Source organism: Pseudomonas sp. TZ252 (genome assembly GCF_056110345.1).
In genome coordinates this window covers 4,975,304-4,993,620 of sequence record NZ_CM148566.1, presented here as the reverse complement: position 1 = coordinate 4,993,620, position 18,317 = coordinate 4,975,304, and the positions used below count along the sequence as shown (strand labels likewise).

16 protein-coding genes are annotated in these 18,317 nt (G+C 64.3%); 9 read left to right on the top strand and 7 right to left on the bottom strand.

Translation table 11 applies throughout. The annotated features are described in order from the left end of the window. Position 1 precedes the first annotated feature (1 nt). The 4 genes from serS to ftsK all read right to left on the bottom strand — a co-directional run bounded on the left by serS (position 2) and on the right by ftsK (position 5,826). Positions 2 to 1,282, bottom strand: coding sequence for a serine--tRNA ligase (gene serS / locus ACYAF3_RS23325; RefSeq protein WP_003160440.1), 1,281 nt, complete (start codon positions 1,280 to 1,282; stop codon positions 2 to 4). A 121-nt stretch (positions 1,283 to 1,403) separates the two neighbouring features. After that, positions 1,404 to 2,729: a replication-associated recombination protein A gene (locus tag ACYAF3_RS23320; RefSeq protein WP_003097632.1), complete on the bottom strand. Its 1,326-nt coding sequence runs from the start codon at positions 2,727 to 2,729 to the stop codon at positions 1,404 to 1,406. Positions 2,730 to 2,738: 9 nt separating this feature from the next. After that, positions 2,739 to 3,365: an outer membrane lipoprotein periplasmic chaperone LolA gene (lolA, locus tag ACYAF3_RS23315; protein ID WP_003090414.1), complete on the bottom strand. Its 627-nt coding sequence runs from the start codon at positions 3,363 to 3,365 to the stop codon at positions 2,739 to 2,741. Between the two features lie 25 nt (positions 3,366 to 3,390). Continuing rightward, positions 3,391 to 5,826 carry a DNA translocase FtsK gene (ftsK, locus tag ACYAF3_RS23310; protein WP_003119977.1) on the bottom strand — a complete coding sequence of 812 codons (2,436 nt, stop codon included), beginning with the start codon at positions 5,824 to 5,826 and terminating at the stop codon, positions 3,391 to 3,393. Between the two features lie 227 nt (positions 5,827 to 6,053). Here ftsK and trxB point away from each other — a divergent pair, with 227 nt between their 5' ends. The 4 genes from trxB (at position 6,054) to infA (ending at position 8,807) form a co-directional block, all read left to right on the top strand. Then, the gene (gene trxB, locus ACYAF3_RS23305) at positions 6,054 to 7,004 is read left to right on the top strand and encodes a thioredoxin-disulfide reductase (protein WP_003090421.1); all 951 of its coding nucleotides are present in this window, start codon (positions 6,054 to 6,056) and stop codon (positions 7,002 to 7,004) included. 37 nt (positions 7,005 to 7,041) lie between these two features. Next, entirely contained in the window at positions 7,042 to 7,722 is a 681-nt protein-coding gene (aat, locus tag ACYAF3_RS23300; RefSeq protein WP_003108768.1) for a leucyl/phenylalanyl-tRNA--protein transferase, read from the top strand. A 54-nt stretch (positions 7,723 to 7,776) separates the two neighbouring features. Then, positions 7,777 to 8,484, top strand: a complete 708-nt coding sequence (locus tag ACYAF3_RS23295) for an arginyltransferase (RefSeq protein WP_003097644.1) — start codon at positions 7,777 to 7,779, stop codon at positions 8,482 to 8,484. A gap of 104 nt (positions 8,485 to 8,588) precedes the next feature. Further along, complete coding sequence (gene infA, locus ACYAF3_RS23290; RefSeq protein ID WP_002553999.1) at positions 8,589 to 8,807, top strand: translation initiation factor IF-1; 219 nt, start codon at positions 8,589 to 8,591, stop codon at positions 8,805 to 8,807. 81 nt (positions 8,808 to 8,888) lie between these two features. On the opposite strand, the gene clpA is transcribed toward infA, so the two are convergent. Both clpA and clpS read right to left on the bottom strand, forming a co-directional pair. Beyond that, positions 8,889 to 11,165, bottom strand: coding sequence for an ATP-dependent Clp protease ATP-binding subunit ClpA (gene clpA / locus ACYAF3_RS23285; RefSeq protein ID WP_003090432.1), 2,277 nt, complete (start codon positions 11,163 to 11,165; stop codon positions 8,889 to 8,891). Positions 11,166 to 11,192: 27 nt separating this feature from the next. Beyond that, entirely contained in the window at positions 11,193 to 11,561 is a 369-nt protein-coding gene (gene clpS / locus ACYAF3_RS23280; RefSeq protein ID WP_003097649.1) for an ATP-dependent Clp protease adapter ClpS, read from the bottom strand. A gap of 225 nt (positions 11,562 to 11,786) precedes the next feature. On the opposite strand from clpS, the gene cspD reads away from it, so the two are divergent. Further along, a complete protein-coding gene (gene cspD, locus ACYAF3_RS23275; protein ID WP_003090435.1) occupies positions 11,787 to 12,059 on the top strand; it encodes a cold shock domain-containing protein CspD in 273 nt (90 codons plus the stop codon). Positions 12,060 to 12,131: 72 nt separating this feature from the next. On the opposite strand, the gene icd is transcribed toward cspD, so the two are convergent. After that, entirely contained in the window at positions 12,132 to 13,388 is a 1,257-nt protein-coding gene (icd, locus tag ACYAF3_RS23270; RefSeq protein ID WP_003090436.1) for an NADP-dependent isocitrate dehydrogenase, read from the bottom strand. A 358-nt stretch (positions 13,389 to 13,746) separates the two neighbouring features. On the opposite strand from icd, the gene ACYAF3_RS23265 reads away from it, so the two are divergent. The 4 genes from ACYAF3_RS23265 to hflD all read left to right on the top strand — a co-directional run bounded on the left by ACYAF3_RS23265 (position 13,747) and on the right by hflD (position 18,317). Beyond that, positions 13,747 to 15,972, top strand: a complete 2,226-nt coding sequence (locus ACYAF3_RS23265; RefSeq protein ID WP_003116719.1) for an NADP-dependent isocitrate dehydrogenase — start codon at positions 13,747 to 13,749, stop codon at positions 15,970 to 15,972. Positions 15,973 to 16,058: 86 nt separating this feature from the next. Further along, a complete protein-coding gene (locus ACYAF3_RS23260) occupies positions 16,059 to 16,529 on the top strand; it encodes an NUDIX hydrolase (RefSeq protein ID WP_003090438.1) in 471 nt (156 codons plus the stop codon). Positions 16,530 to 16,572: 43 nt separating this feature from the next. Continuing rightward, positions 16,573 to 17,700 (top strand): tRNA 2-thiouridine(34) synthase MnmA, encoded by a 1,128-nt coding sequence (gene mnmA, locus ACYAF3_RS23255; RefSeq protein ID WP_116350036.1) that lies wholly within the window; start codon positions 16,573 to 16,575, stop codon positions 17,698 to 17,700. Beyond that, positions 17,697 to 18,317, top strand: coding sequence for a high frequency lysogenization protein HflD (gene hflD, locus ACYAF3_RS23250; protein WP_003090440.1), 621 nt, complete (start codon positions 17,697 to 17,699; stop codon positions 18,315 to 18,317). The genes mnmA and hflD overlap by 4 nt, the downstream gene beginning before the upstream one ends.

Sequence of the window (18,317 nt, the reverse complement as noted above, 5' to 3'; positions counted from 1 at the left end):
GTCAGCCGATCACCTCGATGCCAGCCATGTAGGGCTTGAGGACTTCCGGCACACGGATCGAGCCGTCCGCCTGCTGGTAGTTCTCCAGTACCGCCACCAAGGTGCGGCCGACGGCCAGGCCGGAGCCGTTAAGGGTGTGCACCAGCTCGGGCTTGCCGGTTTCCGGATTGCGGTAGCGGGCCTGCATGCGCCGGGCCTGGAAGTCGCCGCAGTTGGAGCAGGAGGAAATCTCGCGGTACTTGTCCTGGCTGGGAACCCAGACTTCCAGGTCGTAGGTCTTGGTCGCACCGAAGCCCATGTCGCCGGTGCACAGCGCCAGCACCCGATACGGCAACTCGAGCAGTTGCAGGACGCGCTCGGCGTTGGCGGTCAGGCCTTCCAGCGCCTCGTAGGAAGTGGCCGGATCGACGATCTGCACCATCTCCACCTTGTCGAACTGATGCTGACGGATCATGCCGCGGGTATCGCGCCCGGAGGCACCGGCCTCGCTGCGGAAGCACGGGGTATGGGCGACGAACTTCAGCGGCAATTGCTTGGCGTCGAGGATCTGCCCGGAGACGATGTTGGTCAGCGAAACCTCGGCGGTCGGGATCAGGTAGAGGTCAGCTTCGCCGTCGCGGCCGATCTTGAACAGGTCCTCCTCGAACTTCGGCAACTGGCCGGTGCCTTGCAGCGCCGGAGCCTGGACGAGATAGGGGGTGTAGGCCTCCTCGTAGCCATGCTCGGCGGTATGCAGGTTGATCATGAACTGCGCCAGGGCGCGATGCAGGCGGGCGATCGGGCCGCGCATGAGGGCGAAGCGCGCGCCGGAAAGCTTGGCAGCGGTCTCGAAATCCAGCCAGCCGTACCGTTCACCGAGGGCGACATGGTCCTTGACCTCGAAATCGAAGGTCTTCGGCGTGCCCCAGCGACGCACTTCGACGTTGGCGTCCTCGTCGGCACCGACCGGCACCGACTCGTGCGGCAGGTTGGGAATGCCCAGCAGCATGGCATCCAGTTCGCCCTGGATGGCGTCCAGCTGGCGCTTGCCTTCCTCCAGCTCGGAGCCCATGCGATCGACATCGGCCAGCAGCGGCGCGATGTCCTCGCCACGCTGCTTGGCCTGGCCGATCGCCTTGGAACGCGCGTTGCGCTCGGCTTGCAGCTGCTCGGTACGGGTCTGTACCGACTTGCGCTGCTCTTCCAGCGCTTCGATGCGTGCGACATCCAGTTGGAAGCCACGGGTGGCCAGGCGGGCAGCCACTTCTTGCGGCTGGGTGCGTACCAGTTTGGGATCGAGCATGCTCTTTTCTCGTCTCGTGTCGGTTATCGGCGGTTCGTGGCCCGGTTGGCGCTTCGCCGGCCCCGGCGACGTCATCGACGCCGTCGCGGAAGCCTGGCTAGCTCCGCCGAGCCCATACCGCTCAGGATTTTCTGCGTTGGCGGGGACTGGTGCGATCCAGCTCGGCCAGGTGTTCCAGCTTGTCGCGGATCTTCAGTTCCAGGCCCCTCGGCACCGGTTGATAGTAACGCCGCGGCTCCAGATCCTCGGGGAAATAATCCTCTCCGGCGGCATAGGCATCCGGCTCGTCGTGGGCGTAGCGGTATTCCTCGCCATAGCCGAGGCTCTTCATCAATTTGGTCGGCGCGTTGCGCAAGTGCAATGGCACTTCCCGCGAGCCGCTTTCGGCGACGTCGCGCATCGCCGCGTTGAACGCGCTGTACACCGCATTGCTCTTCGGCGCACAGGCCAGGTAGACGATGGCCTGGGCCACCGCCAGCTCGCCTTCGGGGCTGCCCAGGCGCTCCTGCACGTCCCAGGCCGACAGGCATAGGCCGAGGGCGCGAGGATCGGCGTTGCCAACCTCCTCGCTGGCCATGCGCACCACCCGCCGGGCGATGTACAGGGGATCGCAGCCGCCGTCGAGCATACGCGCGAACCAATAGAGTGCCGCGTCGGGATTGGAGCCGCGCACCGACTTGTGCAGCGCGCTGATCTGGTCGTAGAACGCCTCGCCGCCCTTGTCGAAACGTCGGCGGGTATCGCCGAGCAGATTCTGCAGCAGCTCGGGGCTGATCTCGCTGCCGTCCTCGGCGAGGTCGGCAGCGTTCTCCAGCAGGTTCAGCAGGCGCCGCCCATCGCCGTCGGCGGCGGCCAGGAGAACCTGGAAGCTCTCCTCCGGCAGCCTCAGCTTGCGCTTGCCGAGGCCCTTGTCCTCGTTCAGCGCGCGGCCCACCAGCTTGCGCAGGGCGGCTTCGTCGAGGCTCTTGAGGACATACACGCGAGCCCGCGAGAGCAGCGCATTGTTCAACTCGAAGGACGGGTTCTCGGTGGTCGCGCCAATGAAGATCAGCGTGCCGTCTTCCACATAGGGCAGGAAGGCATCCTGCTGGCTCTTGTTGAAGCGGTGCACCTCATCGACGAACAGGATGGTCCGGCGCCCGTATTGCGCCGCGTGCTGCTTGGCCACCTCGACCGCCTGGCGGATCTCCTTGACCCCCGACAGCACCGCGGAAATGGTCTCGAAATGGGCGTCCGACACCTGCGCCAGCAGCCGCGCCAGGGTAGTCTTGCCGACTCCCGGCGGGCCCCAGAAGATCATCGAGTGCAGCGCGCCCTGCTCCAGCGCCTCGCGCAAGGGCTTGCCGCGGGCCAGCAGGTGTTCCTGCCCCACGTACTCGTCCAGGTTTGCGGGCCTCAGCCGTGCCGCCAGGGGCTGCGCGACGGGCTCGCTGCGGAACAGATCCACGGCTTGCGCTTACTCCTGGATCACGTCGACGCCCGGCGGAACGTCGAAGGTGAATTGCTTGGCATCCAGCGCCTCGTTCATCTTCACGTCGAAGAACAGGATGTTGGTGCGCTGGCCGACGCCATCGATCATCTGCATGTCGTTCACCTTGCCGCTGCGGAACGACAGACGCAAGGTGTCGAAGAGGGTGTCCTTGGTCTTCGGCTTGAGCACGAAATCGACTACGTTGCCGCCTTCCTTGTAGGTGATGGCGAAGCTTTCGCTGATCTTCGAGATGTCGCCGGAGAGCAGCAGCGCCGGCGTCTGGGTCAGGCGCTGATCGAGCTTCTGGATGGTCACCTGCTCCAGGTCCGGGTCGTACAGCCAGACCTTCTCGCCGTTGGAAATGAGCAATTGCTCGTTCGGCGCATCGGTATGCCAGCGGAACAGTCCCGGCCGCTTCAGGCTCAGTTGGCCGGCGGTTTCCTGCAGGCGCGTGCCGCTACCGTCCAGGGTCAGTTGGGAAAAACGCGCGGTCAGGGTCTGGGCCTTGTTCAGCAGGCCGGTCAGGCGCTGGACAGCGGCGCTGTCGTCGGCATGGGCCAGCGAAGCGCCCATGGCCAGGGCGGCAACGAACAACGTGCGGATCAGTCGCATCGGAATCCTCTAAAACCTGTCGGGTTCAATCACGAACCGGCGCCGGCGCGATGACTTCGCGGGAGCCGTTGGTATTCATCGGGGTGACCACGCCGGCCATCTCCATCGCCTCGATCATCCGCGCGGCACGGTTGTAGCCGATCTTCAGCTTGCGTTGCACGGCGGAGATCGATGCCCGGCGACTCTCGGTGACGAAACGTACCGCCTCGTCGTAGAGCGGGTCGTCCTCGCTGCCTTCGCCGGAGCCGTCGCCGCCATCGAAGGAACCGCCACCGCTGCCGCCTTCGTCGACGCCAGCGAGGATGTCCTCGATGTAGTCGGGCGCGCCGCGCAGCTTCCAGGCCTCGACCACCCGGTGCACCTCGTCGTCGGAAACGAAGGCGCCGTGCACGCGAATCGGCAGGCCTGTGCCCGGCGGCAGGTAGAGCATGTCGCCGTGGCCGAGAAGTTGTTCGGCGCCACCCTGGTCGAGGATGGTGCGCGAGTCGATCTTGCTGGAGACCTGGAAGGCGATCCGGGTCGGGATGTTGGCCTTGATCAGGCCGGTGATCACGTCCACCGACGGCCGCTGGGTCGCCAGGATCAGGTGGATACCGGCCGCCCGCGCCTTCTGCGCGATACGGGCGATAAGCTCCTCGACCTTCTTGCCGACGATCATCATCATGTCGGCGAATTCGTCGACCACCACCACGATGGTCGGCAGGGTGCTCAGCTGCGGCGGCTCGTCGTCCGGGCTTTCGCGACGGAACAGCGGGTCGGTCAGCGGCGTGCCAGCCTCCTCGGCGTCCTTCACCTTGCGGTTGAAGCCAGCCAGGTTGCGCACACCCATGGCCGCCATCAGGCGGTAGCGCCGCTCCATCTCCGCCACGCTCCAGCGCAGGGCGTTGGCGGCTTCCTTCATGTCGGTGACCACCGGGCAGAGCAGGTGCGGGATCCCTTCGTAGATCGACAGTTCGAGCATCTTCGGGTCGATCATGATCAGTCGCGCCTCGCTCGGCGTGGACTTGAACAGGATCGACAGGAGCATGGCGTTGACCCCCACCGACTTACCGGAGCCGGTGGTACCGGCCACCAGCAGGTGCGGCATCTTCGCCAGGTCGGTAATGATCGGCCGACCGCCGATGTCGTGGCCCAGGGCCAGCGGCACGGTGGACTTGTGCTCGTCGTACTCCGGCGACGACAGCACTTCGGAGAAGCGCACCATCTGCCGGTCTTCGTTGGGAATCTCGATGCCGACGGTGGTCTTGCCGGGAATCACTTCCACCACCCGCACGCTGATCACCGCCAGCGAGCGCGCCAGGTCCTTGGCCAGGTTGGAAATGCGGCTGACCTTGACCCCCGCCGCGGGCTGGATCTCGAAACGGGTGATCACGGGGCCCGGATGCACCGAATCCACGCTGACCTCGACGCCGAACTCCTTCAGCTTGATCTCCAGCAGGCGCGACATCGCCTCCAGCGACTCGGGCGAGTAGCTCTTCTGCTTCACTTCCGCCGGATCGAGCAGCGACAGCGGCGGCAGGGTGCCCTCCACCGCCGTATCGACGAACAGCGGCGCCTGCTTCTCTTTCAGCACGCGCTTGCTCGGCTCCGGGGCCTTCGGCGGCGGTGGCGGATCGATCTTCGGCGGCGGGCGCTTCTCCCGCTCGCTCATGTGCTTGGCCAGGGCCTCTTCGCGTTCCAGCAGGCGCTCCTTGGCCTTGGACTGTTCGCGGCGGTCCGGCACGCTCGGCGCCACCACCTCGGCGACGCGCTCGTCGACCTCGCGCAGTTGCGCGACCAGTTGCTTGCGCTCGGCGCGCGCGCCCATCCAGCGATTGAAGGCGTTCTGGATCAGTTCGAAGAAGTCCAGGGTGATCTTGCCGGTGACATCCATCACCTTGAACCAGGAGAGGTCGGCGAACACCGTCAGGCCGAAGAGGAACAGGGCGAAGAACACCAGCGTGCTGCCCTGCACGTTCAGCGCATCCACCGCGACGCGGCCCAGGCTCTGGCCGATGGCGCCGCCGGCCGAGGCGCTGGCCGGCATGTGGCCGCTGGCGTGGAAATGGATGTAGGCCAGTGCCGAGCCGGCCAGGATCAGGAAGATCAGCCCGACCAGGCGCCAGGAAAACAGCCAGGTGTTCCATTCCCACGGCAGGTTGCGGCGGCGGAATACCTGCCAGGTCTTGATGCCCAGCAACAGCGGAAAGAGGTAGGCGAAGTAGCCGAGCGTCATGAACAGGATATCGGCGGATACCGCACCGAGCCGACCGGCGGCATTCTGCACCTGGTCAACCTGGCTCGAGTGACTCCAGCTCGGATCGGCCGGGTCATAGGTGAGCAGAGCCATCCACAAGTAGAGGCAGAGCGCGCCCAGCGCGATCAGGACCCCTTCCTTCAGGCGGGAATGCAGTTGCTGACGCCATGCGGCGGCATGGCTCGCGGTGGTCGAATCCTTCAAATCGCTATTTTTCCTGCGCACGGCTGGTGCTTTAGAAGCTGTCTTGGTCAAAACGCGCCTATTGTACGGCTTTAGGGAAACTCTGAAAAATCACACCCGAAATCAGCGGCAATCCGTGCGTGGCTGATCCCGGCCCCGGGGTTTTGCCGGCCTTTTGCGGATAGGTGTAGCATAGCCGGCAGAACTCTTCAGGCGGCTCCATTGGAGCACGCATTTTCTTATGTGACAAAGGCTTATGGAGTCTTTTTATGAGTGAAGTCAAGCATTCGCGCCTCATCATCCTGGGCTCCGGTCCGGCCGGCTATACCGCCGCCGTGTACGCCGCACGCGCCAATCTCAAGCCAGTGGTGATCACCGGCATCCAGCCAGGCGGCCAGCTGACCACCACCACCGAAGTCGACAACTGGCCGGGCGACGTCGAAGGCCTTACCGGCCCGGCGCTGATGACCCGCATGCAGCAGCACGCCGAGCGTTTCGACACCGAGATCGTCTACGACCACATCCACACCGCCGAGTTGCAACAGCGCCCCTTCACACTGAAGGGCGATAGTGGCACTTATACCTGCGATGCATTGATCATTGCCACCGGTGCCTCCGCGCAATACCTGGGCATGTCGTCGGAAGAAGCCTTCATGGGCAAGGGCGTTTCCGCCTGCGCCACCTGCGACGGCTTCTTCTACCGCAACCAGGTGGTCTGCGTGGTCGGCGGCGGCAATACCGCCGTCGAGGAAGCGCTGTATCTGGCCAACATCGCCAAGGAAGTCCACCTGATCCACCGTCGCGACAAGCTGCGCTCGGAGAAGATCCTCCAGGACAAGCTGTTCGACAAGGCCGAGAACGGCAACGTGCGCCTGCACTGGAACACCACCCTGGACGAGGTGCTGGGCGACGCCAGCGGCGTCACCGGCGTACGCCTGAAGAGCACCATCGACGGCAGCACCAGCGAGCTATCGCTGGCCGGCGTGTTCATCGCCATCGGCCACAAGCCGAACACCGACCTGTTCCAGGGCCAACTGGAAATGCGCGACGGCTACCTGCGGATCCACGGCGGCAGCGAAGGCAATGCCACCCAGACCAGCATCGAAGGCGTGTTCGCCGCCGGCGACGTGGCCGACCACGTCTACCGCCAGGCCATCACTTCCGCCGGCGCCGGCTGCATGGCCGCGCTGGATGCCGAAAAATACCTCGACGACCATTGATCGGACCCGGGGGAGGCCCGCCCTCCCCTACCCCGCCATGCTGACCTGGCTTTCCCGCACCGACTTCGACTTTCCGCCCCTCGACAAGGCCCTGCAGGAGCCCAACGGGCTGCTCGCGGCCGGCGGCGACCTCAATCCGCAACGCCTGGTCGCAGCCTATCGCCACGGCTGCTTCCCCTGGTACCAGGATGGCCAGCCGATCCTCTGGTGGTCGCCCGACCCGCGCACCGTCCTGTTCCCCGACGAACTGCACGTTTCCCGCAGCCTGGCCAAGTGCCTGCGCCAGCAACGCTTCGAAGTCACTTTCAACCGTGACTTCCGGGCGGTGATCCAGGCTTGTGCCGCGCCGCGTGACTACGCCGACGGCACCTGGATCACCACGCCGATGCAACTGGCCTACCAGGAGCTGCACCTGCGCGGAATTGCCCACTCCGTGGAAGTCTGGCAGGAGCGACAACTGGTCGGCGGCCTCTACGGCCTGGCCATGGGCAGGCTGTTCTTCGGCGAATCGATGTTCAGCCGCGCCGACAACGCTTCCAAGGTCGGCTTCGTCACGCTGGTCCGCCATCTGCGCGACGCCGGCTTCGTCCTCATCGACTGCCAGATGCCGACCCGCCACCTGCACAGCCTGGGCGCCCGCGCCATCAGCCGGGGGGAATTCGCCGACTACCTGCAACGCTATCGCGACCAGCCTCCTACCGGCGACCTGGATTTTTAGGCGAGTTTCCGTGCCTGGCATAAACTTGCTTATGGGTCCCTGCTGGAGTTCACCATGACCGAACTCGCCCGACTGAAATTCTACGCGACGCAACCGCACCCGTGCAGCTACCTGCCCGAGGAGCAGGCAACCACCCTGTTCCTCGATCCCAGCCAGCCCATGGACACGCAGCTGTACGCCTCGCTGTCGGAGGTCGGCTTCCGCCGCAGCGGCGACCATCTCTATCGTCCGCACTGCCAGCATTGCACCGCCTGCATCGCCGCGCGCATACCGGTCGCCGGCTTCAGCCCGAACCGCCAGCAGCGGCGCATCCTCAAGCGCAATGCGGAACTGCAGGTGATCCGCAAGCGACCGAGCTTCAACGAGGAGTACTACGACCTCTATCGGCGCTACATCGAGCAACGCCACGCCGACGGCGACATGTATCCGCCCAGCCGCGACCAGTTCGCCACCTTCCTGGTCCGCGACCTGCCCTTCTGCTGCTTCTTCGAGTTCCGCCTGCATGGCCGCCTGCTGGCCATAGCCGTGACGGACGTGCTGCCGAACGGACTCTCGGCCGTCTATACCTTCTACGATCCCGACGAAGAGCAGCGCAGCCTGGGACGCTACGCGATCCTCTGGCAGATCGCCGAGACCGAACGCCTGGGCCTGCAGGCCGTCTACCTGGGCTACTGGATCAAGAATTGCCGCAAGATGAACTACAAGACCCAGTACCGGCCCATCGAACTGTTCGTCAACCAGCGCTGGGTCGCCCTCACCTGATAGCCGTGTGGCGCTATTGTCGATTTTCTGGCACAATGCACGCCGCTTTTCACGGCCCACCTCTCATTGAAAGGGCCACCCATAGATACCGAGGGCTCTACTGCATGTCGAAAGAAGACAGCTTCGAAATGGAAGGTACTGTCGTCGACACCCTGCCCAACACCATGTTCCGTGTGGAGTTGGAAAATGGGCACGTCGTCACCGCGCACATCTCCGGCAAAATGCGCAAGAACTACATCCGCATCCTCACCGGCGACAAGGTCCGCGTGGAACTGACGCCCTACGACCTGAGCAAGGGCCGCATCACCTACCGCGCCCGCTGAGTCGACACGAGCCGCTGCGGCTCGCCGATTGCAAAAGAAAACGCCCGGCATCTGCCGGGCGTTTTCGTTGCCGCGCTCGGATCAGGCGGGCTCCGCCGCCGTGATCTCGAACTCGAAGGCCAGCTCGTCGCCCTTCAGGTCGACATGCACCAGGCCGCCATGCTCGGCCAGCTCGCCGAACAGGATCTCCTCGGCCAACGGCCGCTTGATCTTGTCCTGGATAAGCCGCGCCATCGGTCGCGCACCCATCTGCACGTCGTAGCCCTTCTCCGCCAGCCAGCCGCGCGCCGCATCGCTGACCTCGAGCTGGACGCGCTTGTCCTCCAGCTGCGCCTGCAGCTCGGTGAGGAACTTGTCGACCACGCTCTTGATCGTCTCGGTGCTCAGGCGGCCGAACTGGATGATGGTATCCAGGCGGTTGCGGAACTCCGGGGTGAAGCTCTTCTTGATCACTTCCATCGCATCGGTGGTGTGATCCTGCTGGTTGAAGCCGATCGACGCGCGCGCCGCCACTTCCGCGCCGGCGTTGGTGGTCATGATCAGGATGATGTTGCGGAAGTCCGCCTTGCGCCCGTTGTTGTCGGTCAGGGTGCCGTGGTCCATCACCTGCAGCAGCAGGTTGAAGACCTCCGGGTGAGCCTTCTCGATCTCGTCGAGCAGCAACACGCAGTGCGGGGTCTTGGTGATCGCCTCGGTGAGCAGGCCGCCCTGGTCGAAGCCGACGTAGCCCGGAGGCGCACCGATCAGCCGCGACACGGTATGCCGCTCCATGTACTCGGACATGTCGAAGCGCACCAGCTCCACACCCAAGGCCTTCGCCAACTGCCGCGCCACCTCGGTCTTGCCCACGCCGGTGGGACCGGCGAAGAGGAACGAGCCGACCGGCTTGTCCGGCGCCTTGAGCCCGGCCCGGGACAGCTTGATCGCCGTGGACAGCGACTCGATGGCGTCGTCCTGGCCGAACACGGTCAGCTTGAGGTCGCGTTCGAGGTTGCGCAGCAACTCCTTGTCGGAGGTGGTGACGTGTTTCGGCGGGATCCGCGCAATCTTCGCCACGATATCCTCGACCTGCGCCACCTCGATGCGCTTCACGCGCTTCTCTTCCGGCTGCAGGCGCTGGTAGGCGCCCGCCTCGTCGATGACGTCGATGGCCTTGTCCGGCATGTGCCGGTCGTTGATGTAGCGCGCCGCCAGCTCGGCCGCGGCGCGCAGCGCCTCGTCGCTGTACTCGATGTGGTGATGCTGCTCGAAGCGCCCCTTGAGGCCCTTGAGGATGCCATAGGTGTCTTCCACCGACGGCTCGGTCACGTCGACCTTCTGGAAGCGCCGCGCCAAGGCCCGGTCCTTCTCGAAGATGCCGCGGAACTCCTGGAAGGTGGTCGAGCCGATGCAGCGGATCTCGCCCGAGGACAGAACCGGCTTGAGCAGGTTGGAGGCGTCCATTACCCCGCCGGATGCCGCACCGGCGCCGATGATGGTATGGATCTCGTCGATGAACAGCACCGCGTGCGGGCGCTTGCGCAACTCGTTGAGCAAGGCCTTGAAGCGCTTCTCGAAGTCGCCGCGGTACTTGGTACCCGCGAGCAAGGCACCCAGGTCGAGGGAGTAGACCACGCTGTCGGCCAGCAGGTCCGGCACCTGGCCATCGACGATGCGTTTGGCCAGGCCCTCGGCGATGGCCGTCTTGCCGACCCCCGCCTCGCCTACCAGCAGCGGGTTGTTCTTGCGCCGGCGGGCAAGGATCTGCGCCACCCGCTCGACTTCATGCTCACGCCCCACCAGCGGGTCGATCCGCCCCTGGCGAGCCAGCTCGTTGAGGTTGCTGGCATAGGCGTCCAGCGGATGGTTGGACGTGGCCGACTCGCCACCTTCCTCATCCTGCATATCCTGCTCCCCATCCTGCGGATGTTCGGCATGCCCGGGCACCTTGGAGATACCATGGGCGATGTAGTTCACCACATCGATACGCGCGATGCTCTGCTGCTTGAGCAGGAACACCGCCTGGCTTTCCTGTTCGCTGAAGATCGCCACCAGGACATTGGCCCCGGTCACTTCGCGCTTGCCGGAACTCTGCACGTGGAACACCGCACGCTGCAGGACGCGCTGGAAGCCCAGCGTCGGCTGGGTTTCGCGCTCGTCGTCGTGCTGCGGGATCAGCGGCGTGGTGGAATCGATGAATTCCTGCAGGTCGCGCCGCAGCTTGTCCAGGTTGGCACCGCACGCACGCAATACCGTTGCCGCCGCCTCATTGTCCAGCAAGGCCAGCAGCAGGTGCTCAACCGTCATGAATTCATGGCGTTTGGCCCTCGCCTCCTTGAAGGCGAGATTGAGGGTGACTTCGAGCTCTCGATTCAACATGGCTTCACCTCGCTCCCAAACATCCGATCAACTGTCTTTCTCTATCTCGCAGAGCAATGGATGCTGGCTCTCCCGTGCATACTGATTGACCTGCATCGCCTTGGTTTCGGCCACGTCCCGGGTAAACAAGCCGCAGACCGCCTTACCCTGAGTATGTACCGTCAACATGATCTTGGTGGCTTTTTCCCGGTCCATGTTGAAGAACACTTCCAGCACTTCAACAACAAAGTCCATCGGCGTGTAATCGTCGTTGAACAGTACCACCTTATACAACGGTGGCGGCTGTAATACAGGCTTCGACTCCTGTACCGCGAGCCCCGCCCCTTCGTCCTCGTGCTCATGAGGCTCGGGATGGTCCTGATTGAATGTTAGTCGAATCTGGCTAGGTGCATGCATGAGGAAAAAAAGCTTTGCCTTTCTGGAAAGTTATGGACCGACATGATGTTGATCCGTTTCTCAGGCGTATGGTTCAGCGCCTTGACTAACTGCAAAAGGGTGTTACAAACAATGGAATACCCCTACAGGGTATCAGGGGTTCCGCACCCGTCTCGACCCAGGTCGGACGCGGGATCGTAGTGGATGATACTCCAGCGTTGGAGTCCTTTGCAGAGGGATATGAGCATGCTCAGCGGTAAGGTCAAGTGGTTCAACAACGCCAAGGGCTACGGGTTCATCCTGGCCGAGGGCCGAGATGAGGACCTGTTCGCCCATTACTCGGCCATTCAGATGGACGGTTACAAGACACTCAAGGCGGGCCAGCCGGTCAATTTCGAGATCATCCAGGGACCGAAGGGACTGCATGCCATCAACATCAGCCCCGCCACCGCGACAACCGCCGCACCCTCCGCCCCCGCCCCGCAGGAAGAGCCGCAGGCGACGCCCATCGAAGCCTGACCCCAGCGCGGATGCGGAAATGAAAAAGGCCGGTGCGAACCGGCCTTTTTCTCGTTCGGGCGCTAGCCCTTCCTACATCTTGGCAATCATCGCATCGCCGAACTCCGAGCAGGACAGCAGGGTCGCGCCGTCCATCAGGCGTTCGAAGTCATAGGTCACGGTCTTGGCGGCGATCGCCCCGTTGGTGCCCTTGATGATCAGGTCGGCCGCCTCGGTCCAACCCATGTGGCGCAGCATCATCTCCGCGGAGAGGATCAGCGAACCCGGGTTGACCTTGTCCTGGCCGGCGTACTTCGGCGCGGTGCCGTGGGTCGCCTCGAACATGGCCACCGAATCGGACAGGTTGGCGCCGGGCGCGATGCCGATGCCGCCGACCTCGGCCGCCAGGGCGTCGGAGAGATAGTCGCCGTTCAGGTTCAGGGTGGCGATCACGTCGTACTCGGCGGGGCGCAGCAGGATCTGCTGCAACATGGCGTCGGCGATCACGTCCTTGACCACGACGTTCTTGCCGGTCTTCGGATTCTTGAACTGCATCCACGGACCGCCGTCCAGCAGCTCGGCGCCGAATTCATCGCGCGCGACTTCGTAGCCCCAATCCTTGAAGGCACCCTCGGTGAACTTCATGATGTTGCCCTTGTGCACCAGGGTCACCGAACTGCGGTCGTTGTCGACGGCGTATTGCAGTGCCTTGCGCACCAGGCGCTTGGTGCCTTCCTGGGAAACCGGCTTGATGCCGATGCCGCAGTTCTCGGTGAAGCGGATCTTCTTGACGCCCATTTCCTCGGTGAGGAACTTGATGACCTTCTCCGCTTCCGGCGAACCGGCCTTCCACTCGACGCCGGCATAGATGTCCTCGGAGTTCTCGCGGAAGATCACCATGTCCACGTCGCCGGGCTTCTTCACCGGGCTGGGCACGCCTTCGAACCAGCGTACCGGGCGCTGGCAGACGTAGAGATCGAGTTGCTGGCGCAGGGCCACGTTCAGGGAGCGGATGCCGCCACCGACCGGGGTGGTCAGCGGGCCCTTGATGGAAACCACGTAGTCGCGTACGGCGTCCAGGGTTTCCTGGGGCAGCCAGGTGTCCTGGTCATAGACCTGGGTGGCCTTCTCGCCGGCGTAGACTTCCATCCAGGCGATCTTGCGCTCGCCCTTGTATGCTTTTTCCACTGCAGCGTCGACAACCTTGATCATGACCGGGCTGATATCGACGCCGATGCCATCACCCTCGATGAACGGGATGATCGGGTTCTTCGGTACGCTCAAGGACATGTCGGCATTCACAGTGATTTTGTCACCGGTCGCCGGCACCTGGATCTTTTGGTATCCCATGCTGAACTCCGTGTTGTGGTTAAAACCCTGTTGCAGCCTTCTAGGGTAGCCCAGTTGTCCGCCCGGAAACCACATCTTCCTTAGTCTAAACAGGCGAGCGCATCAGCCCGGCGAGAGGGTGGTATACTGCGCGCCATGACTTCGCAGTCATCGAGGTCCGAGCAGTCTGGGACCAGACCCTCTCCCCTCGCAGCGTCGGGTTCGCCACCATGAACCCGCCGTACAACGCTCTACTGGCGCCCCTATATCCCGCGGCATATCTCGATTTCGATTCAACCCGATGTTGAGCGAAGGCATCGCGTCCACCAACGCGTATCGAGACTCTGTGCGCGCCCAGCAAAAAAGAGAGTTACCGTAGATGTCCATCCGCTCGAAGATCACCTACACCTTCACCGACGAAGCACCCGCGCTCGCCACCTACTCGCTCCTCCCCATCGTCAAGGCCTTTGCCGCTTCCGCCGGCATCGACGTCGAGACCAGCGACATCTCTCTTGCAGGACGCATCCTGGCCAACTTCGCCGACCGCCTCGAAGCCGACCAGCGTATCGAAGACGACCTCGCCCGCCTGGCGGTCCTGGCCACCTCGCCCGACGCCAATATCATCAAGCTGCCCAACATCAGCGCCTCGGTGCCCCAGCTGAAAGGCGCGATCGCCGAGCTGCAGGGCCTGGGCTACAAGGTTCCCGACTTCCCGGAAGACCCGCAGACCGACGAAGAGAAAGAGGTTCGCGCACGCTACGCGAAGATCCTCGGCAGCGCCGTGAACCCGGTCCTGCGCGAAGGCAATTCCGACCGTCGCGCGCCTGCCGCAGTGAAGGCCTACGCCCGCAAGCACCCGCACTCCATGGGCAAGTGGAGCATGGCCTCGCGCTCCCACGCCGACTACATGCGCGGCGGCGACTTCTTCTCCAGCGAACAGTCCATCACCATGGCCAAGGCCGGTGACGTGCGCATCGAATTCGTCGGCAAGGACGGCAAGGTCGAGGTCAAGAAGCAACTGAGCCTGCAGGAAGGCGAAGTGCTCGACAGCATGTTCATGAGCTGCGGCAAGCTGCGCGACTTCTTCGAGAAGACCCTGCAGGACTGCAAGGAAACCGGCGTCATGTGGTCCCTGCACGTCAAGGCGACCATGATGAAGATTTCCCACCCGATCGTCTTCGGACATGCGGTGAGCGTCTACTACAAGGACGTCTTCGACAAGTGGGGCCAACTCTTCGAAGAGCTCGGCGTGAACCCGAACAACGGTATCTCCAGCGTCTACGACAAGATCAAGTCGCTGCCCGCCTCCCAGCAGGAAGAGATCCTCCACGACATCCACGAGGTGTACAGCCACCGCCCGGAAATGGCGATGGTCGACTCCGTGAAAGGCATCACCAACCTGCACATTCCGAGCGACGTCATCGTCGACGCCTCGATGCCGGCGATGATCCGCAACTCCGGCCAGATGTGGGGCAAGGACGGCAAGCAGAAAGACACCAAGGCGGTAATGCCGGAAAGCACCTACGCCCGCATCTACCAGGAGATGATCAACTTCTGCAAGACCAACGGCGCCTTCGACCCGACCACCATGGGCAGCGTGCCGAACGTCGGCCTGATGGCGCAGAAGGCCGAGGAATACGGCTCCCACGACAAGACCTTCGAAATGACCGCCGACGGCACCATGCGCGTGGTCCTGGCCGACGGCAGCGTGCTGATGCAGCACGACGTGGAGACCGGCGACATCTGGCGCGCCTGCCAGACCAAGGACGCACCGATCCGCGACTGGGTCAAGCTGGCCGTCACCCGCGCACGCCAGTCCGATACCCCGGCGATCTTCTGGCTGGACCCGGAGCGCGCCCACGACCGCGAACTGCGCAAGAAGGTCGAACTGTACCTCAAGGACCACGACCTGACCGGTCTCGACATCAGCATCATGGGCTACAACGAGGCCATTCGCGTCAGCATGGAACGCCTGATCCGCGGCAAGGACACCATCTCGGTGACCGGCAACGTCCTGCGCGACTACCTGACCGACCTGTTCCCGATCATGGAACTGGGCACCTCGGCCAAGATGCTCTCCATCGTTCCGCTGATGGCGGGCGGCGGCATGTACGAAACCGGCGCCGGCGGCTCGGCACCCAAGCACGTCCAGCAACTGGTGGAAGAGAACTACCTGCGCTGGGACTCCCTGGGCGAGTTCCTGGCCCTGGCCGTGTCCCTGGAGGAAACCGGGATCAAGACCGGCAACGCCAAGGCCAAGCTGCTCGGCAAGGCGCTGGACGAAGCCACCGGCAAGCTGCTGGACAACAACAAGTCGCCGTCGCGCAAGGTCGGCGACATCGACAACCGCGGCAGCCACTTCTACCTGGCGATGTACTGGGCCCAGGCCCTGGCCGCCCAGGACGAAGACGCCGAACTGAAAGCGCACTTCGCACCGCTGGCCAAGGCCCTGACCGAGCAGGAAGCGACCATCGTCGCCGAACTCAATGCGGTCCAGGGCAAGCCGGCCGAGATCGGCGGCTACTATCGCTCCAACCCGGAGCTGACCAGCAAGGTGATGCGCCCCAGCGCCACCTTCAACGCGGCGATCGACAGCCTGGCCTGATGGCGTCACGCTGACGAAGCAGAAACCCCGAGCCTACGCTCGGGGTTTCTTTTTATCGAGGCCTTTTCCGTACCGAGGAGACATCCATGAGCTGGCATCCCCATGTCACCGTAGCGACCATCGTCGAGGACCAGGGCCGCTTCCTGCTGGTCGAGGAACAGGCCGACGGCCGCGAGGTGCTGAACCAGCCCGCCGGGCACCTGGAGCCCGCCGAAAGCCTGCTCGAGGCCGCCCTGCGCGAAACCCTCGAGGAAACCGGCTGGGAGGTCGAGCTGAGCGCCGTCACCGGCATCTACCTGTACACCGCGCCGTCCAACGGTGTCACCTATCAGCGCGTATGCTTCGCCGCCCGCCCCGTGCGCCACCACCCCGAGCGCGCCCTCGACGACGGCATCATCGGCCCGCGCTGGCTGAGCCGCGACGAACTGGCCGCCCAGCCGCAGCGCTGGCGCAGCCACCTGGTGCTGCGCTGCATCGACGACTACCTGGCCGGCGGCCGCTATCCCCTGGCGCTGATCCGCGACACCCACGTGTCGCCCTCCCTACCCCAGGCCTGATAGAATCCGCGTTTTACGAATTCGCCCGTGACGCCTGATCGCTATGTCTGAATCCGCCCCCACCCCACGCCGCGAGCGCGTGATCGTCGGCATGTCCGGCGGCGTCGACTCGTCCGTCTCCGCCCTGCTCCTGTTGCAGCAGGGCTATCAGGTCGAAGGCCTGTTCATGAAGAACTGGGACGAGGACGACGGCACCGAATACTGTACCGCCCGCGAGGACCTAGCCGACGCCCAGGCCGTCTGCGACCGGATCGGCATCAAGCTGCACACGGCGAACTTCGCCGCGGAATACTGGGATAACGTGTTCGAGCACTTCCTTGCCGAGTACAAGGCCGGCCGTACGCCGAACCCGGACATCCTCTGCAACCGCGAAATCAAGTTCAAGGCGTTCCTCGACTACGCGCTGATGCTCGGCGCGGACCTGATCGCCACCGGCCACTATGTGCGGCGCCGCGACCGCGACGGGCGCACCGAGCTGCTCAAGGGCCTGGACCCGAACAAGGACCAGAGCTACTTCCTGCACGCGGTGGGCTGCGAGCAGATCGCCCGCAGCCTGTTCCCCGTCGGCGAACTGGAGAAGCCGGAAGTCCGCGCCATCGCCGAGAAGCATGGCCTCGCCACGGCGAAGAAGAAGGACTCCACGGGCATCTGCTTCATTGGCGAGCGACGCTTCACCGATTTCCTCAAGCAGTACCTGCCGGCCCAGCCGGGCGACATCGAGACCACCGAAGGCAAGGTCATCGGTCGCCACAGCGGCCTGATGTACCACACCATCGGCCAGCGCCAGGGCCTCGGCATCGGCGGTCTCAAGGAAGCCGGCGACGATCCCTGGTACGTGCTCGGCAAGGACCTGCAACGCAACGTGCTGCTGGTCGGCCAGGGCAACGACCACCCGCTGCTGTTCTCCCGCGCCCTGCTGGCCTCGCGAATCTACTGGGTCAACTCGGTCGAACTGGAGCGGCCGCGCCGCCTGCGGGCCAAGGTGCGCTACCGGCAGAGCGACCAGGACTGCGTCCTGGAGAAAACCGCCGAAGGCTACCGCGCGGTGTTCGACGAACCGCAGCGCGCAGTGACCCCGGGGCAATCGGTGGTGTTCTACGACGGCGACGTCTGCCTCGGCGGCGGCGTGATCGAAACGGCGGAAGCCTGGGATTTCGGAGGACGCCCGTGAGCGATCCGCGACAGCAACTGATTGCCCTCGGCGCCGTCTTCGAATCCGCAGCCCTGGTCGACAAGCTGGCACGCACCGGACAGATCAGCGAAGCCCCGCTGGGCTGCATGCTCGGCAGCCTGCTGGCGCGCAACCCGGCCAGCACCCTGGACGTCTACGGTGGCGACAGCCTCAACCTGCGCGACGGCTTCAAGGCCCTGGCCAGCGCCCTGGAGCGCAAGCCCGGCAGCCTGCAGCGCGAACCGCTGCGCTACGCCCTGGCGATGCTGACCCTGGAACGGCAACTGGACAAGCGCGGCGATATGCTCGACCTGATCGGCCAGCGCCTCGACCAGGTCGAACAGCAGGTCCAGCACTTCGGCCTGGTCCACGAGAACGTCATCGCCTCGTTCGCCAGCATCTACCAGGACACCCTCAGCACCTTCCGCCAGCGCATCCAGGTACACGGCGACATGCGCCACCTGCAGGTCAGCAGCAACGCCGCGCGGATCCGCGCCCTGCTGCTCGCCGGCATCCGCTCGGCGCGGCTCTGGCGGCAACTGGGCGGCAGCCGCTGGCAGATGGTATTCAGCCGGCGCCGGCTGCTCAACGAACTCTATCCCCTGCTGCGCGGCTAG

Coding starts and splice junctions, on each gene's coding strand:
- clpA (WP_003090432.1), bottom strand. CDS start 11,165: ATGTTGAATCGAGAGCTCGAAGTCACCCTCAATCTCGCCTTCAAGGAG.
- infA (WP_002553999.1), top strand. CDS start 8,589: ATGTCGAAAGAAGACAGCTTCGAAATGGAAGGTACTGTCGTCGACACC.
- aat (WP_003108768.1), top strand. CDS start 7,042: ATGCTGACCTGGCTTTCCCGCACCGACTTCGACTTTCCGCCCCTCGAC.
- ACYAF3_RS23260 (WP_003090438.1), top strand. CDS start 16,059: ATGAGCTGGCATCCCCATGTCACCGTAGCGACCATCGTCGAGGACCAG.
- lolA (WP_003090414.1), bottom strand. CDS start 3,365: ATGCGACTGATCCGCACGTTGTTCGTTGCCGCCCTGGCCATGGGCGCT.
- mnmA (WP_116350036.1), top strand. CDS start 16,573: ATGTCTGAATCCGCCCCCACCCCACGCCGCGAGCGCGTGATCGTCGGC.
- icd (WP_003090436.1), bottom strand. CDS start 13,388: ATGGGATACCAAAAGATCCAGGTGCCGGCGACCGGTGACAAAATCACT.
- ACYAF3_RS23265 (WP_003116719.1), top strand. CDS start 13,747: ATGTCCATCCGCTCGAAGATCACCTACACCTTCACCGACGAAGCACCC.
- trxB (WP_003090421.1), top strand. CDS start 6,054: ATGAGTGAAGTCAAGCATTCGCGCCTCATCATCCTGGGCTCCGGTCCG.
- serS (WP_003160440.1), bottom strand. CDS start 1,282: ATGCTCGATCCCAAACTGGTACGCACCCAGCCGCAAGAAGTGGCTGCC.
- cspD (WP_003090435.1), top strand. CDS start 11,787: ATGCTCAGCGGTAAGGTCAAGTGGTTCAACAACGCCAAGGGCTACGGG.
- clpS (WP_003097649.1), bottom strand. CDS start 11,561: ATGCATGCACCTAGCCAGATTCGACTAACATTCAATCAGGACCATCCC.
- ACYAF3_RS23295 (WP_003097644.1), top strand. CDS start 7,777: ATGACCGAACTCGCCCGACTGAAATTCTACGCGACGCAACCGCACCCG.